Genomic DNA, 17,010 nt, shown 5'->3' with positions numbered 1-17,010 from the left:
TGACTGGTCTATCATGTTCACTTATTTTTACGTATTATTAAGTTAGTCGAATAAATCATATGTTCTAATTACAACTATTAGTTGTTTTATTATTTAAAAAAAATAGTCCAATCAATATCAAGTATAGATCCAATCTGTTTAGCTATTGCAACAGATGGTTGTTTTTTATTATTCTCAATCATGTTGTAATATTGACCTGTTACACCTAATAATTTAGCCATATCTTTTTGTGTAAGATTTAATTCTTTTCTAATATCTTTTACTGAAGATAAAGTAATCATGCTATCACCTCTTTCTGTATTACAACTTTAAGTTGTTATATATAATATAATACAACTTTTTGTTTAAGTCAATAGAAAAATACAACTTTTTGTTGTTTGTTAAAATTAAACTAATAGTTTATATTTATTACATAAGTAAAACAAGATAATTTAGGAGTTGGAACTATGTCCAATAAAGAATTAGCATCTAAATTAAAATTCTATAGAAAACGTAAAAAGTTAACTCAAAAAGATGTCGCTAATCATTTGAATATAACTCCACAAGCTTATCAGCGTTATGAATCACAAACTAATACAAATGAACCTAGTATAGATAATCTAAAAAAGCTTAGTAGCTTGTTTAATATCAAATTAAACGATTTAATAGATATTGAAGAAAATGAAAGTGAGAAAGTTTCTCTAGAAGATGCGGAAGTGCTGATGTTCTCTGATAAAGAAGGTTGGGACGAATTGCCTGAAGAACGTAAGAAAGAAATAATGAGAGAATTATCTGACCTAGCAGATTTTTATATAGAGAAAGATAAACGTGCAAAAGGTGAAAAATAGAAAGGAAAATATAAACTGATCTCATTCAGCTTATATTTTTTTAGATAAATTTAGATTGTATTAAATTATTGGACGATATCGTAATATATATTAAACATAATATAACGCAAAATTCATAAATTAAGGAGAATATTTTGAACACTAACCAATTTAAAAAATATAAAAGAGGGGAAATAATTTATGTAGATTTAGGTAAAGGGGTTGGGAAAGAATTTTCTTTCAAACACTTTGCATTAGTAATTTCAAATAAAGATAGTAAGTATAACGAGAAATTGATTGTAATACCATTGACTTCTAAGAATAAGCAAAGTATTAAAGTTGATATTGATATCTTATATCATTATCTAGAAAGTTATAAGCAATTAATTGAATCAGTTAAGTTTGAATTAGCCGCTGTTAAAGATAGGATTAATAATCTTAAAAGAGGTGATATTATGACATTACTAGAATTAGACACTCAAACTAATATTCTTCTTGATAAAATGAAGAACTACCAACGAATTCAAAGTAAGATTACAAATTTAATTAATAAAAGTTCGTTCGCAAAATATAAAGATATAACAACAATAAGCAAAAAGCGGATTATGCCTTATATAGAAGATTTAGATACAACAATTAGATTAAGTAGAAAAGAAACTAATAGAATTGTTAGTTATACATCGTCATTTATACTTGATTAAATATTATTTCCATATTATAATTCAGACATTAAGAACTTTAGGTTCATTTAATTTGATTAAGAGCGAAAGGCTCTAAAATGTGTCTGTATTTTATATACAGGCACTTTTTTTTATTTGATAGAAGGAGATGCATAAATGAAAAAAGTATTGTTTGCTATCCTAACAGGAATTATATTGCTAGGGGCATGTGGCAATAATAAAGAAGATGATTTTAAATCTGAAAATCAAGATAAAAAAGAAGATGACTTCGATGTAGAAAAATACAATAAAAATTTAGAGGAAAACTCTAAAGAAATTGATTATAAAAAATTTAACGAAAAACAATACGATACTAGTAATAAAGAAAAATACTTTAAACTCAGCAATGTAACAATATCAAAATCAGGAGAACCCGATACTGGTATTGGTGGTGGTTTATATTCTGTAGTTGGCGATGAATATAAACATTACTTTATATATGAAATTTCTAGAGATGATGATGTACATGAAGGCGATAATTATACCTTTTATGGAAGAATTGATACTAAGACTTTTGATTTCCCTGTTTTATTAACACTGCATAAGATTAAAAATCAATAATAAATTTTAGTTTAGCTGACCACTAAATATACTGGTCGGCTTTTATTACAACTTTGAACCGAACATACGTTCTAATATTAGGAGGAAATTAGTATGAATACGAACACTTTAATTGAAATACCAGAAAGATATAAACAATTTAGAATGGATATTACGAATTTTGCTACTTCAAAAGATAATAAGAGAATTGAGAATAATGATAAAGGTATCTGTATCTACTTTGATGATACAGATAATATAGAACCATTATTATTTGATAGAGATATAGTAATACTCGATGATGAATTTAATGGTACGCCTTTTTCGAAATATGTAGCTGAAATAAGATTTTGCGATGAAGCAAGCTTTGAGATTAAAAAACTATCTAACTATGTATCTGTTGATAATACAACCCACCCTATCGAAGATATAAATAACATTAATATCATCGGCAAAGTTATTAAATTAATTAGATCATTTGATTAATATCGGGGAGGTTATTTTATGAGAGTGGAAGACGTTGTTAACGAAATTACAGCATATACAATTTTGGATAGAAGCGATTTGAATATTGATTATATAAGTAGCATATATAACATTATAGTAGTCTATAACTCGCCTACTACATTATATGCAAAAATTAGAAATAGAGATGTCATATGCGTTAGAAACGATAGTTCTGAAAATATGTGGAATGAATTTTGTCATGAGTTTGCTCATTTCTACATGCATTTTGGTAATCAAACAAAAATGAAAAGTTTATTTAATTACAAACAAGAAGCTGAAGCTGAAAAATTTTCATTATTATTACGTATGCCTGAACGTTTAATAGTAACTAATAATTTATGGACTGTAGATTTAATTATAGAGTATTTTAAAGTGCCATTTAAGGACGCTTATCGACGTTTGGAGTTACTAATGAATAGAAGTAAAACACATCGTCTAGTAGGTATTAAATCGATTTAGGAGGTATATACATGTGGATGACTGAATATAAAAGTAATAATAATAAAATTAAATATAGATTTTACGAAAGATATACAGATAATCTGACTGGTAAAGTTAAAAGAGTTAGCGTAGTTATGAATTCCAAGACTAAGCAGGCTAAAAAAGAAGCACTTAAATTATTAGATGAAAAAATTGAGGAGTTAAAAAACCAAGTTAAAATCGAAGGATATGACACACTAACCTTTAAAATTGCGTATCAAATGTGGGAGAAACATTATAAAAATAATAGTAAAAATAAATATTCTACAATGATCACATATTTAACTAAGGGCAAAATATTAAGTAAAATACTTGATTTTGATATATTAGTACATAAGCTTAATTTACCCTATTTACAAAATTGTTTTGATAAGTTGAGAAAATTTAATTATTCTAATCAAACCAATAGAGATGTTCTAAGAATATTTAAGAACGTAATGAACCATATAAAACTATATTATGGTATATCTTTTCCATTTATTAATGATATTCAAGTACCAATCAAAACAAAAACATATGAAGAAATACGAGCAAAGAAGAATAACTATCTTGAAAAAGATGAATTAAAATCAATTCTAGATGAAATTTATGTTATGAAATTAACTGCAAATAACATTGATAATAAACGACATTATTTATTTATGTATTATATTGTTAATTTTTTATCTTTAAATGGTATGAGGATTGGTGAGTTGTTAGCAATTGAAACTAATAATATTGATTTTCAAAACAAAAAACTAACTATAGATGGAACAATATTAAGAATTCAAAATGAAAATGGTCATTATGGTGTCAAAGATGCTACAAAAAACCAATCTAGCTACAGAACAATAGAATTAACGAATCGAAGTTGTGAGATTCTAAAGTCTTGTATTTTAGAAAATAAAAAAGCTAATCAGTGGGATAGCAGATATACTGATAGGGGATTTGTATTTACAAACTATCGTGGAAATCCAATTTATTTTAATAGAGTAAACGAGGCATTAAAAAAGGCATGCGATAATCTTAAAATAAGCAGAAAAATTACAACCCATACATTAAGACATACCCATATCTCATTTTTAACACAAATGGGCATCCCTTTAAAAACTATCATGGAGAGAGTTGGTCACAGTAACCATAAAACTACTTTAGAAATATATACACACGTAACAAATCAAATGAAAAGTGATATGATAAATAAACTAGAAACGCTGGAAAGAAAAGATAATTTTTAATCAAATTGCCCCGAGTTTGCCCCGAGATTCAGTTTATGACATAATAAAAACCCTCTAACCGTTGTGGTTAAAGGGTTTTAAATTTCAAAGCAACTATTTTGCGTATTCAGTTGCTCTCATCTCCCGGACAACTGTCACTTTTATATGCCCTGGATATTGTAATTCACTTTCTATTTGGTCTTTAATACCTTTTGCTATTCTATGTGCTTTTAAGTCATCAATATCTTCAGGTGATACTATTACTCTAATTTCTCTACCTGCTTGAATCGCATATGCTTTTTCAACACCGTCATAGTCTTCAGATATTTCTTCTAATCTCTCTAGTCGTTTAACATAGTTTTCTAATGTCTCACGTCTAGCTCCTGGTCTAGCAGCGCTTAATGCGTCTGCAGCAGCTACGAGTATAGAGATGACTGATGTCGGTTCTACATCCCCATGATGTGAGTGTATTGCATTTATGACTGTATCATGTTCATGATATTTCTTAGCAAGTTCTACCCCTATTTCAACATGGCTGCCTTCAACTTCATGATCGATAGCTTTACCAATATCATGTAATAAACCTGCACGTTTCGCTAATGTTTCATCTTCACCTAATTCAGCTGCTAACATTCCTGAAAGTTGTGCAACTTCTATAGAGTGTTTCAGAACACTTTGACCGTAGCTTGTACGATATTTCATTCTTCCTAATATCTTAACTAATTCTGGATGTAAGTTATGAATACCTAATTCAAAGGTAGCTTGTTCTCCTGATTCTCTCATCAAGTCATCTACTTCTCTTCTTGCTTTTTCAACCATATCTTCAATTCGACCTGGATGTATACGTCCATCAGATACTAAATTAGTTAAGGCTGTCTTAGCAATTTCTCTTCGAATTGGGTCAAAACCAGATAATATTACTGCTTCTGGTGTATCGTCTATAATCAAATCTACTCCTGTTAATGTTTCTAAAGTACGTATATTTCGACCTTCACGACCGATGATACGTCCTTTCATTTCATCGTTTGGTAAATTCACGACTGATACTGTTGATTCTGAAGTATGATCTGCTGCTAATCTTTGTACTGTAGTAGCTAACAGTTCTTTTGCTTTCTTATCAACATTTGATTTAAGTTCACGTTCTTTTTCCTTTACAAGTACGGCAATATCATGTGACAGTTCTTCTTCGACTTTTGAAAATTGCTCTTTACGAGCTTCTTCGCGTGTCAATCCGGAGATGCGTTCTAGTTCTTGTTCATGTTTCGTTATTATGTCTTGAACATTACTCTCTTTTGCATCTACCTGTTGTTGTCGCTCTTCAATTTTAGCTTCTTTGTTTTCTAGAATTTCATCTTTTTTGTCTAAAAGATCAGATTTGCGCTCTAAGTTTTCTTCTTTTTGAAGTAATCTTGCTTCTTGTTTTTGTAGGTCACTTCTTCTCTCTCGAATTTCACTATCAAGATGATCTCTAATTTGTTGATTTTCTTCTTTTGCTTCTAGCAATTTTTCTTTCTTTAGGCTCTCAGCTTCTTTGTTCGCCTCACTTAAAATATAGTGAGCTGACTGACGAGCTTGATCTTGCTTTTTCGTTAAGCTATTTTGTGCGAAAAAGTATCCTACAACAACACCTAGAATAACTCCTAGCAAAATGAGTAAGAGGGTTAATAAGTCCACATAAACACCTCCTTCTATCTAGGTTTTTACGTCTTATATATACAAAAATATGATTAAATGAAACTATGGAATCATACAACTCAATTGTACGTTTAAATTTGTACAAGTGTCAAGGACATCACCTTTATTTTTCATATGATTTCAATAAAAAAGCGTTCTATAAATCATCTCATTACAAGTGATTTATAGAACGCTAATAAAAGTTATTGATCTAGCAATGATTCTTGCTCAGGTTTTTCTTCTTTTTTATCTTTCTTATCTTTCTTAGCTTCTTCTTTAGGTTTACCATTAAAACCTAATTCATTTCTAAGAATAGAATCAATTTCTTCAATGATAGCTGGGTTTTCTTTCAAGTATGTTTTAACATTTTCTTTACCTTGTCCCATTCTTTCACCATTATAAGAATACCAAGCACCTGATTTATCGACGATTTCATATTCAACAGCTAAATCGATTAATTCGCCTTCACGTGAAATACCTTCACCGTACATAATATCAACTTCTGCTACTCTAAATGGTGGTGCCACTTTGTTCTTAACAACTTTAATCTTAGTACGGTTACCTACAACTTCTTGACCTTGTTTCAATTGTTCGGCTCTACGCACTTCTAAACGAACAGAACTATAGAATTTAAGTGCACGACCACCAGGTGTAACTTCAGGGTTACCGAACATAACGCCTACTTTTTCACGGATTTGGTTGATGAATATTGCAGTTGTATTTGATTTAGATATTGCAGCTGATAATTTACGTAAAGCTTGGCTCATTAGACGAGCTTGTAAACCAACGTGTGTATCGCCCATTTCGCCTTCAATTTCAGCTTTAGGTGTAAGAGCAGCTACAGAGTCAACGATAATAATATCAACAGCACCACTTCGTACGAATGCTTCAGCAATCTCTAGTCCTTGTTCCCCGTGGTCAGGTTGTGATAAATAAAGGTTATCTATATCTACGCCTAAATTCTTAGCATAAACTGGGTCTAAAGCATGCTCAGCATCGATAAACGCAGCTACGCCTCCTTGACGTTGTGCTTCTGCAATAGCATGAAGCGCAACAGTTGTCTTACCAGAACTTTCTGGTCCATATATTTCAATAATACGTCCTTTAGGATATCCACCTACTCCTAAAGCTTTATCTAACGTAATAGATCCACTGGACACAGCTGAAACTTCTCTACTTGTGTTATCCCCAAGTTTCATAACTGCCCCTTTACCAAAGGATTTTTCCATATTCTTAATTACTGTATCGAGTGCTTTCTGACGTTGTTCGTTCACGCGATAACCTCCTATATATATAAAATAAGTTTACTTGTTTAATTAGCTATCAATTACTATAAATCTTTTTCTCTTAAAATGCAAGTATAAAGCGAATATTTGTTCGTGTTTTTATGTGTATTTTCTTAATAAATGCGAACACAAGTGCCACTTTTATGAATTTATGCTTGTTCTCTTAAAAAATTCAAAAATTCAATAAGTGCTATGTTACTGATTCTATCACGTTTCCCAGCATAAGATTGACTCAGTCTAGAATTAAATTTTTTGTGTTTTTGCACATCTGAAATATAGACCATCGATTCCTCATCTTGTTCCAATAATATTAAGACAGTATCTACATTAAATCTTTCTTTTAATTTAAAAGCAATGTTCTCAACATTATCTTGCTTAGAAATATTTAATAGTTGATCAATACTTTCTTCTTGTATGACATAACCCTTTAAGTATTTTTCACTTTTATCATTTAATTTCAGCCTTGATAACAGTATACCATCTGTAATACCATCGTATACTAAAAATGGCTTATCTGTATGTGAAAAAATAGCTTCTTCCATCGTCGTATCATCTCTGCCGTAATAATATAAGCCTATTCGATTTAAAATTTCTTCTTTTACTGGTTTTATTAATTCCAAAGCTTCTTGTTTAGTATTTGAATTTGCTGTGATTCTTAGGGAAACTTCATGTGAACCAGCTAGTGGTGCAATTGTCGGATTAGTTTGGTTGTCAATTAAGTCCATACACTCTGTTTCAAGTCTTGATTCCCCGATACCAGCAAATTTTAATGATTCAGAATGAATAACACGTTCCTCATTTAAAAAATAAGGCACAAGATATTGTGTTACCATTGGCTTTAATTCTCTAGGTGGGCCAGGTAATAACACGATTTTTTTATCTTCATGTTCAACATACATACCTGGAGCCATACCAACATCATTTTTTAACACTTTGCTTCCTTCAATTACTAACGCTTGCTGTTTATTATTTGGTGTCATCGGTCTATTTTCATTCTTAAAATATTGCTCAATAAATTCCATCGCTTCTTTGTTTGTTTCTAAACCTCTTCCTAACACATTAGCTACTGTTTGTTTCGTTAAGTCATCTTTAGTAGGACCTAAACCACCTGTTAAAATGACCACGTCATGTGTGGCCATTTCTTCTTGTATTGCATGCTCAAGCCTAGAAGGGTTATCTCCTACTGCTACGTGTCTCATTATACTAGCACCAAGTTCATTAAACGTTTTTGATATAAACTGAGCATTAGTATTTGCAATCTGACCTAATAAAATTTCTGTTCCTACACTAAGTATACTTACTTTCATTTTATTCCTCCTAAAGAAAGTGAAAGGGACATCAATCTCTTGTTCTCATAAGATTTCATTGTCCCATCATAGCAAAGATAACAAGAATTGAATGAGTTTAGCATAAACAATCTTCAATTCAGTTAACTACTGCCAATATAACAAAAGAGCCTGAGACATTGAATATGTCCCGGACTCTTTACAAGATATAACTATTTTGAGCCTTTAAACACATCTCTACCATGGTAAAAGTATTCAATACCAGATAAGATTGTAAAGAATGTTCCTATGTACAATAACCATTGACCTAAATTAATTTGCCATAACATAGAAAATGGTTCTTGTAATAAAATAAATACGAGTGCCACCATCGTAACGGCAGTTTTGATTTTACCTAATTGCCCAGCTGCACTTACAAATCCTTGTTCTATTTGTAAAAGTCTTAAACCAGTAACGGCAAATTCTCTTGCTATAATAATAATAGCTATAACTGAAGAAACTTTGTCTAATTCCACTAGCGCTATTAATGCACTTGCAACTAATAATTTGTCAGCTAATGGATCTAAAAATTTCCCCATGTTAGTAACGAGTTGCCACTTTCTTGCCAAGTAACCATCAAACCAATCAGTAGCAGATGCTATTATAAAAATAATAGCGGCGATAAATTGTTCAATTCTCATTTCTTGTCCAAATAAGAAATCCATCTTACCCATATTAAAATCTACAAGTAAGAAAAGTACAAAAACAGGTATTAATATAACACGTAATACCGTTAATTGGTTAGGAATATTCATATGCTTTCTCCTTCTTTACTATCAATCCCATAATAATACTATTATAAATCAATCCTACTGAGAATTAAACGATTATTATCAACAATATCCATAAGATAAGTAATAGGCCAAAAAATGTAACCATTTGAATGATTAATTTAGAAACCATATTATTTTCTGATATTTCTGATTGGCTTCTTTTTTCTTGTGTAAGCTGGCGAAATGCTTCTTTTGCAGATGGTGCTGATTTAGGTAATTCACTTTGATGTTTATCTATTAATTCTTTAGGACTCATATTAATAGATGAAGCATATTTTGTAATAAAGCCTCTCGTATAATCTGGATTTGGTAAATTTTCAAAATCATTTTTTTCTATCATGACTAGAAATTGACGTTGAATTTTGGTCTTTTCTTCTAATTCAACTAACGTCATACCAAGTTGCTCTCTTTTATTTCGTAAAATCTCGCCAATATTTTTCAAACTTTTTCCACCTCTACAAGATTATTCAAAGAATCCAAATCCATCACCAAACCCCATACTATCATTTGAAAATAAATCATTTTTATTTAATTGTTCATATGTAATTTCTTGATCTTCAGTTTCTCTCAACTCAATAATATAGTCAAAGTCTTCTAAACTATATTCAGAACGCTGTACAAATAAATCAGGGTGTTCTACGACTTTAATTGTCGGTAGACTCATCACTTCTCTCACGAGTTGTTTATGTTTTTCGTCGGTTTGTTTTGAAGTGACAGCACCATCAATAATATAAACGTTTTTATCGCTATATTCACCTTTAAGCAATGAACTTCTTACAGTTTGTTTGATTAAAGTAGAACTGATAAACAACCATTTTTTATGTGCACACACACTTGCTGCAACAACTGATTCTGTTTTACCAACACGTGGCATACCTCTTACACCTATTAATTTATGTCTATCTTCTTTAAATAACTCAGCCATAAAATCAACTAACAAACCTAAATCTTTTCTTTCAAAACGAAATGTCTTTTTATCATCTATATCACGTTTAATATATCGCCCATGCCTTACTGCTAATCTATCTCTTAAACCAGGAGTTCGTAATTTTTTTATTGTGATGTCATCAATTTCTTTTACGATGTTCTCAAAGCGTTTTACTTTATCCATATCATCTGTCTTTATGAGTAATCCACGCCTACCTTGATCTACACCATTAATAGTAATAATGTTAATGCCTAATATACCTAGTAAACTAGAAATATCACCTAACAACCCTGCTCTGTTTACTTGAATATCATATTCTAAATACCATTCTTTTTTAATGACTTCTCCCATAATATCCACCCCAATATTAAGTATACCATCCACCGTTAATACGAAGTACTTGTCCTGTCACACTTTGAGATAACGGGTCCAATAAATAAGCTACACATGAACTAATCTCTTTAGTAGTGATAAATCGATTTTGTGGTATATCTTCTTTTAATTGTATTTGTGTCATTTCATCTAGTTCATTTGTCATTTTACCATGAACGACACCTGGAGTTATAGCGTTAACTGTAATGGATGTTAAAGCTAATTCTTTTGCAAGAGATTTTACAAATCCAAGTTGCGCAGCTTTCATGGTAGAATAAATCGTTTCATAGCTAGCACCTGTTTCTCCCCAGATTGATGAGATGACTATGATGCGTCCATTATCACTTTGCCTTAAACGATCCACTAATGCTTGTACAACTTTTATTAAATTATAAACATTTATCAAATATTGTCCATCAATATCCTCGTCAGACATATCTTGAATGGCGCCAAATAATGATTGACCAGCAACATAAATTAAATGGTCAATATGATTAATTTCATCCAGTTCACGAAATGTTATTTTTTCTGTAAGATCTAATTTCAAAAATGAAACTGGTTGATGTTTATAGCGCGATTTTAATGTTTCTATATCTGCATTATTATAATGTAATATAACTTCATCGCCTCGTGCTAGGCATTCATCAACTATTGAAAGACCTATATCACCGCTTCCTCCAATAATTAATGATTTAGCCATTATCTTTCACCAAACGACTTTCTACGACATTATCAAAATTAATAAGCGATTTTAATGTATGGTGTACGCTATCAACTGTGATTGACTCTAAAATATCTATTAATCTGAAAAGTTCTACCCCTTCAAAATAAAATTTTGTATACTGATTAGCAATATATTCAGGTGAATTTAAACTCGATACAATTTCACCTAATGTTTGTTTTCTTAATCTATTTAATTCTGATACATCGAAACCATTTTCTATATAACTTTGTAATTCTTCAAATATTGCTAACTTAAATTGATCATGTTTGTCTGTAGAAACAGCTAATATCAAGTAACTATAAGTAGCTTCATTAGCAAATTGGTAACCGAAAGTATCATCAATCACATCTTGCTCAAGTAGTTTTTGATAAAAGTCTGTTTGTTCACCGAACATTAAATCTAAAGCGAGCATCATTTCAATATCATTTTTAACTCTTATTTCATCAGAAATACTGTTAGGTTTGAATTTAAATGCAACCATTGATTTTTCATGAACAATCTCCATTTTTGTTTCTACATACTCTTTGTGTACTGATTCTGGTTCGTTAAATGGTTGACGTTGTATAGGAGGCATTTCACTTAATTCTCTTGTTGCTTCATGTTCCCTTACTAATTCAATTGTTTCTTCAGGGTCTACATCACCCACAACAATTAATACCATATTAGCAGGATGGTAAAATGTTTCATAAGATAAATATAAATCATCTGCTGTTATTTTATATATACTTTCAACTGATCCAGCAATATCAATTTGAACCGGATGTTTATGGTACAAAGCGCCTAATGTTTGAAACATCAACTTATAATTTGGTTGTTCTTGGTACATTTTGATTTCTTCAGCAATAATACCTTTTTCTTTTTCTACAGTTTGTTCTGTAAAATATGGGCTTTCAATCATTTTTAGTAATCTAATAATATTGTCGTGAACATGGTCAGTAGCGCTAAATAAATAGCTTGTTCGATCAAATGTTGTAAATGCATTTACTTGTGCGTCGTTTTCAGCAAAACTTGTAAATACATCTCCTTCTTCTTTTTCAAATAATTTATGTTCTAGAAAATGGGCAACACCATCAGGAACCGTTGCATATTCTGTTTCTCCATGTGGTTTAAAAGTATGGTCTAACGAACCAAATTTAGTTGTATATGTAACAAAAGTTTTATAAAAACCTTTTTTAGGAATAACGACTACTTTTAATCCATTTTCTAAAGTTTCTTCAAATACTGTCTCATCTATTTGTTCATAGTATTTATTCGTCATCTTTTTCACCTTCAGTCAGTATATATATCGTATCTAATTGTCCTTGTTGTGAAATGTTCATAATATCTTTTTTAGTTATAGAATTTATTTCTTTAATCCATTCTTCATAATCATATACGGATTGATATCTTGCATGCATATGCAATAAATCAACCATTTGTCTTTGTTTATCGAACATTTCTTGTGCATTTGATATAAGAACTTTCTTGGCTAGTTCTAACTTGTTGTCTTCAAAGTGGCCTTCTTGTAAATCTTTATAAATATTTAATATCGTTTCTTTAGCCACTTGTACTTTATCTTTAGATATGCCACCAACTATATATAAGAAACCATTTCTCGCATCAATTTGTGAATGTATAGAATATGCTAAACTTTGTTTTTCTCTTACTTCACTAAACAATATAGAAGACGCATCGCCACCCAATAACATGTTTAATACTAAGAAAGAATAGTATTCTTTAGAATGGAATGTAATAGGGAAACGGTACCCCATGTTTAACTTCGCTTGATCAATTTCAGTATAATCAGTAATTTCTCTAACTTGATCAATATGTTTTATTGCAGATGTTTCAATTTCCATTTTATTATTATGTTCAAAAGTAAAATATTTTTTGCATAAAGATTTAACTTCTTCTAAGTCAACGTTCCCAATAATATAAGTTGAAATTGCGTTTTCTTCAAGCAAGTCTTGATATGTTTGTACTAAATTTTGTGCATTAATACTGTCTATATCTTCTAAATGGCCAGTTGCTAAAAATCTATATGGTTCATTTTCAAACATATGATTTAAAAATTGCAGGAATGCACGTTGAGATTTATTTTCTTCAATCGCAGTTAATTTTTTCTTTAGTAAAAATTTTTCTTGTTCTGTATATTTTTCATTAAATTGATTGCTTTCTATGTATGGATTAAATATAACTTCATGTAATAATTGTACAGCTTTTTCTAATAATGAAGACTCACTATTCAAATACTTTTCATTTACGATTTCTATACCTATCGTCATGATATGATTGTGCGCTTGTTTATTCACATAACTAAATAAATGCGCACCGTATAAATCTGCTAACAATTTATTCATTTCTTTATCAGTTTGATATTTCTTCGTTACTCTAGTTAATAATTTACTTAATATAGACCTCGAAGTGATTGTTTCGCTATCTAGTGGCGCAACAAATTTAAAGACAATTGTTGTTGTTTTAAATTTCTTTGTTGGTATCACATAAACGTCGTTAGATGCTAATTGTATATGTTCAGTTGTTATCATTTTTGATACCTCTCTTTTTTTATGTATAGATATACAGAAACAAAGCAACAATTGTTACTTTGTTTCTGTGTAATATAATGATTATATCCTATTTCGTTTGATTCGAAACTTAACAAGACTACTTTTGAAGTAATTTAATGAATAAAGTACAGGTCTTTCTTGTTCATCGTAATGAATTTGAGTAAGTAACATCATAGCATCATCAGGATGAGAATTTAATATTTCGCTAATGTAAGGCTCATAGCTAATAGATTCTATCGATGTATCAGCACGAGTGATTTTATATTCTATTTTATTCTCTATTGCGGATAATAGAGATAAATTAGAATGATAGTCACTACATGGAAATAGATCTGCAGAAATTTTATCTAAGCAATATACAACTGGTTCTCCATCAGCTGTCCTCAATCTTTCTATGACAGAAATGATAGCATCATCTTCTATATTCAATACTTCTTTTTCAGTTATAGTCGTTACTTCTTCATCAAGACTAATGAATTCTGTACCAGCTTTCTGGCCGTTTTTCTCTATCATATTGGTAATACTTACAAGTTCATCTAAAGGATAATAAAATGGTTGTCTTGGTTTTACTATCGTACCTTCTCCAGATTTTTGGGACAATATTTGTTCTGTTACAAGTTCATGAATAGCCTTTTCTATTTCTTCATATTCAATATCTAATGTTCTTTTTAACTCGAATTCCGTTGGTATAACTTCTCCCGGTTCTAGTTCACCTTTTTGAATTTTATCTAATAGCCAGTTTTTCACAAAATTAGTCGTTTCACTTGTAGACATAATATCCCCCTATTCATCTTGATAAATATCGACCAAAACTTGTCTAGGTTTACTACCTGATTGTGGCCCTATTACGCCATTTCCTTCTAAATCATCCATTAACCTAGATGCCCTATTGTAACCTATTCTAAATCGTCTTTGTAATAAACTAGCACTTGCTTTTTGTTCTTCAACAACAAATAAATAAGCTTCTTTATACAATTCATCTTCGCTTTCCATTTCCCCTGATTCGCTAGGCTCGTCCGGTTCCATCTCTTTAATGTAGTTAGCTGTTTGCTCACCAATTACATGTTGAACAACATTTTCAACTTCTCCATCCGAGAGAAAAGCACCTTGAATTCTTGTCGGTTTAGAAGAATCTCTTGATAAGAATAGCATATCACCTTTACCAAGTAATTTTTCAGCACCGCCACCATCTAAAATCGTTCTAGAATCTGTCGCTGAACTTACAGCAAATGCAATTCTAGATGGTATATTCGCTTTAATACTACCTGTTATTACATCAACAGAAGGTCTTTGTGTTGCAATAATTAAATGTATACCTGCTGCCCTAGCAAGTTGTGCTAATCTCATGATTGATGACTCAACATCTTTACCTGCCACCATCATTAAGTCAGCTAATTCATCTACAATCACTACTATATAAGGTAGTTGTGCTTGTTTCTCTTCTAACTCCATGTTACTTCTTTCAATGTACTCGTTATAACCCTCTATATTTCTTGCTCCAACATGTTGGAATAAGTCATATCGTTTTTCCATTTCAGATACTACTTTTTGCAGAGCTTGGTTTGCCTTTTGAGGGTTGGTTACTACTGGAGTTAATAAATGTGGAGCGCCATTATATACATTTAACTCAACCATCTTCGGATCAATTAGCATAAGTTTAACTTCATGTGGTTTAGCATTCATAAGAATACTCGTTATAATACCGTTAATACATACAGATTTACCACTACCTGTAGCACCTGCCACAAGTAAATGTGGAAGTTTATTAAGCTCAGCTGTAATAGGTTCACCAGAAATATCCCTACCCAATGCTACTTCTAATTTATTAGTTGTGGACTTCATCTCATTTAATACTTCTTTCAATGTAACCATAGAAATATGTTCATTTGGAACTTCTATTCCCACTGCTGATTTACCAGGAATAGGTGCTTCAATTCTAATATCTTTAGCTGCGAGATTAAGAGCGATATCATTGCTCAAGTTCACTATTTTATTTACTTTAACGCCTTGAGCAGGCTGCACTTCATACTGGGTAACAGCTGGACCAATTCTTATTTGTGTAACTTTAGCATCGACATTAAAGTTTCTTAATGTAGCTTCAAGTAATTTCCCTTTCTCTTGAACAGTTTTCTTAGAAACTGTTTGAGATTTAGGTGGATCATTTAAAATACTAAGCGGAGGTAATTTATAATTTAAATTCTCTGTTTCGTCTATAGTAGATTCATTTGTTTCCTCAGCTGGTTCTTCTTGTTTAATTTCTGATTTAGGAACTGATTTTTTCTTAAGTTGCTGTTTTTCAGTTGATTCAAAAATTGGAATATCATCATAGGATGTTTCTTGATTTTTTGTTTCTTCTTTTGTTGTTTCTGGTGGATTATCCATTTTAATTTCTTTCATATCTGAAACATCTTTGATTTTTTCTTGTTTACGTTTTTCTTTTTCTTGTTTTTTAATTTGAGATTTTTCTTCTCTTTTACGTTCTAAGTTAACCATTTTTGATTTTGTTTTACTTTGTACATTTTCAAATAATGATTTTGTTATATCTCTATGTTTTTTGTTAAATATAAGAATCATACTTGATACTAAAATTAACAATGTAATTAAACCATAACCAAATACTGAAACGAGTTTACTTACCACATTAAATACTTGGTAACCTATGAAACCACCACCATTAAAGTACATGGCATTACTTTCTAAAGCTGAGTATGTTTCACTTAATGACGTTTTAAATGAATCAAATGACTTATCTTTGAAATATAAAATCATTTGGAATAGCAACAATAGTCCAATTTGAAATATGAATAAGCCAGTTAAACGTCTTGTAAACTTCACTTTATCATTTAATGTAATCAATAGTGAAACAATCACGATTAATATATATGTAAAATATTTGGAATAGCCGAATAAAAAGTGGAAGAAACTATCAACCATCAACCCGATAAAACCTAATTGAAAAGCGCCTAACACTATTAAAAACAGCACGAGTACTTCTATGACATACTTTAGCGTGTTATCTTTTTGCTTCTTTTTACCTCGCGTTGTTTTTCTTTTACGCGTTGTTGGCTTTTTCTTTTGTACCATTATACGAATAGCCTCCTTATCAATAATGCAAAAAATAAGCCCAATATTGG

The 17,010-nt window shown here is 30.6% G+C and carries 18 protein-coding genes; 6 read left to right on the top strand and 12 right to left on the bottom strand.

All coding sequences use genetic code 11. The features are described from left to right. Positions 1 to 89 precede the first annotated feature (89 nt). Positions 90 to 281 carry a helix-turn-helix transcriptional regulator gene (locus ACO6VN_RS05335; protein ID WP_422404320.1) on the bottom strand — a complete coding sequence of 64 codons (192 nt, stop codon included), beginning with the start codon at positions 279 to 281 and terminating at the stop codon, positions 90 to 92. Positions 282 to 446: 165 nt separating this feature from the next. Here ACO6VN_RS05335 and ACO6VN_RS05330 point away from each other — a divergent pair, with 165 nt between their 5' ends. The 6 genes from ACO6VN_RS05330 (at position 447) to ACO6VN_RS05305 (ending at position 4,269) form a co-directional block, all read left to right on the top strand. Continuing rightward, positions 447 to 827 (top strand): helix-turn-helix domain-containing protein, encoded by a 381-nt coding sequence (locus tag ACO6VN_RS05330; protein WP_422404319.1) that lies wholly within the window; start codon positions 447 to 449, stop codon positions 825 to 827. A gap of 134 nt (positions 828 to 961) precedes the next feature. Next, positions 962 to 1,507 carry a type II toxin-antitoxin system PemK/MazF family toxin gene (locus ACO6VN_RS05325; protein WP_422404318.1) on the top strand — a complete coding sequence of 182 codons (546 nt, stop codon included), beginning with the start codon at positions 962 to 964 and terminating at the stop codon, positions 1,505 to 1,507. A gap of 135 nt (positions 1,508 to 1,642) precedes the next feature. Next, positions 1,643 to 2,086 carry a hypothetical protein gene (locus ACO6VN_RS05320; protein WP_422404317.1) on the top strand — a complete coding sequence of 148 codons (444 nt, stop codon included), beginning with the start codon at positions 1,643 to 1,645 and terminating at the stop codon, positions 2,084 to 2,086. 93 nt (positions 2,087 to 2,179) lie between these two features. After that, positions 2,180 to 2,551: a hypothetical protein gene (locus tag ACO6VN_RS05315; RefSeq protein WP_016998661.1), complete on the top strand. Its 372-nt coding sequence runs from the start codon at positions 2,180 to 2,182 to the stop codon at positions 2,549 to 2,551. An 18-nt stretch (positions 2,552 to 2,569) separates the two neighbouring features. Beyond that, positions 2,570 to 3,031, top strand: a complete 462-nt coding sequence (locus ACO6VN_RS05310; protein ID WP_422404316.1) for an ImmA/IrrE family metallo-endopeptidase — start codon at positions 2,570 to 2,572, stop codon at positions 3,029 to 3,031. An 11-nt stretch (positions 3,032 to 3,042) separates the two neighbouring features. Further along, the gene (locus tag ACO6VN_RS05305) at positions 3,043 to 4,269 is read left to right on the top strand and encodes a tyrosine-type recombinase/integrase (protein ID WP_422404315.1); all 1,227 of its coding nucleotides are present in this window, start codon (positions 3,043 to 3,045) and stop codon (positions 4,267 to 4,269) included. Between the two features lie 93 nt (positions 4,270 to 4,362). Here the strand turns inward: ACO6VN_RS05305 and rny are convergent, their stop codons facing one another. From rny to ACO6VN_RS05250, 11 genes are all read right to left on the bottom strand, one after another. Beyond that, positions 4,363 to 5,922 carry a ribonuclease Y gene (gene rny, locus ACO6VN_RS05300; protein WP_194200781.1) on the bottom strand — a complete coding sequence of 520 codons (1,560 nt, stop codon included), beginning with the start codon at positions 5,920 to 5,922 and terminating at the stop codon, positions 4,363 to 4,365. 203 nt (positions 5,923 to 6,125) lie between these two features. Then, positions 6,126 to 7,196 (bottom strand): recombinase RecA, encoded by a 1,071-nt coding sequence (gene recA, locus ACO6VN_RS05295; protein ID WP_135031905.1) that lies wholly within the window; start codon positions 7,194 to 7,196, stop codon positions 6,126 to 6,128. 161 nt (positions 7,197 to 7,357) lie between these two features. Then, complete coding sequence (locus ACO6VN_RS05290; protein ID WP_422404314.1) at positions 7,358 to 8,515, bottom strand: CinA family nicotinamide mononucleotide deamidase-related protein; 1,158 nt, start codon at positions 8,513 to 8,515, stop codon at positions 7,358 to 7,360. Positions 8,516 to 8,706: 191 nt separating this feature from the next. After that, a complete protein-coding gene (pgsA, locus tag ACO6VN_RS05285; RefSeq protein ID WP_064204821.1) occupies positions 8,707 to 9,288 on the bottom strand; it encodes a CDP-diacylglycerol--glycerol-3-phosphate 3-phosphatidyltransferase in 582 nt (193 codons plus the stop codon). Between the two features lie 64 nt (positions 9,289 to 9,352). Beyond that, positions 9,353 to 9,748 carry a helix-turn-helix domain-containing protein gene (locus ACO6VN_RS05280; protein WP_016998654.1) on the bottom strand — a complete coding sequence of 132 codons (396 nt, stop codon included), beginning with the start codon at positions 9,746 to 9,748 and terminating at the stop codon, positions 9,353 to 9,355. Between the two features lie 21 nt (positions 9,749 to 9,769). Continuing rightward, positions 9,770 to 10,585, bottom strand: coding sequence for a YmfK family protein (locus ACO6VN_RS05275; protein ID WP_016998653.1), 816 nt, complete (start codon positions 10,583 to 10,585; stop codon positions 9,770 to 9,772). Between the two features lie 16 nt (positions 10,586 to 10,601). Further along, the gene (gene ymfI, locus ACO6VN_RS05270) at positions 10,602 to 11,306 is read right to left on the bottom strand and encodes an elongation factor P 5-aminopentanone reductase (RefSeq protein WP_064210922.1); all 705 of its coding nucleotides are present in this window, start codon (positions 11,304 to 11,306) and stop codon (positions 10,602 to 10,604) included. Then, a complete protein-coding gene (gene yfmH, locus ACO6VN_RS05265; protein ID WP_422404313.1) occupies positions 11,299 to 12,588 on the bottom strand; it encodes an EF-P 5-aminopentanol modification-associated protein YfmH in 1,290 nt (429 codons plus the stop codon). The genes ymfI and yfmH overlap by 8 nt, the downstream gene beginning before the upstream one ends. Next, entirely contained in the window at positions 12,578 to 13,855 is a 1,278-nt protein-coding gene (gene yfmF / locus ACO6VN_RS05260) for an EF-P 5-aminopentanol modification-associated protein YfmF (RefSeq protein ID WP_422404312.1), read from the bottom strand. The genes yfmH and yfmF overlap by 11 nt, the downstream gene beginning before the upstream one ends. An 81-nt stretch (positions 13,856 to 13,936) precedes the next feature. Further along, complete coding sequence (locus ACO6VN_RS05255; RefSeq protein WP_194200787.1) at positions 13,937 to 14,650, bottom strand: GntR family transcriptional regulator; 714 nt, start codon at positions 14,648 to 14,650, stop codon at positions 13,937 to 13,939. 9 nt (positions 14,651 to 14,659) lie between these two features. Continuing rightward, positions 14,660 to 16,960 carry a DNA translocase FtsK gene (locus ACO6VN_RS05250; protein ID WP_216683989.1) on the bottom strand — a complete coding sequence of 767 codons (2,301 nt, stop codon included), beginning with the start codon at positions 16,958 to 16,960 and terminating at the stop codon, positions 14,660 to 14,662. Positions 16,961 to 17,010 lie beyond the last annotated feature (50 nt).

The sequence above is a fragment of the Mammaliicoccus sp. JADD-157 genome, assembly GCF_049310805.1.
In the GTDB taxonomy this organism is placed as follows: Bacteria; Bacillota; Bacilli; order Staphylococcales; family Staphylococcaceae; genus Mammaliicoccus; species Mammaliicoccus lentus.
The sequence above is the reverse complement of the archived record's forward strand: the minus strand, read 5'-3'. Positions and strand labels throughout refer to the sequence as shown.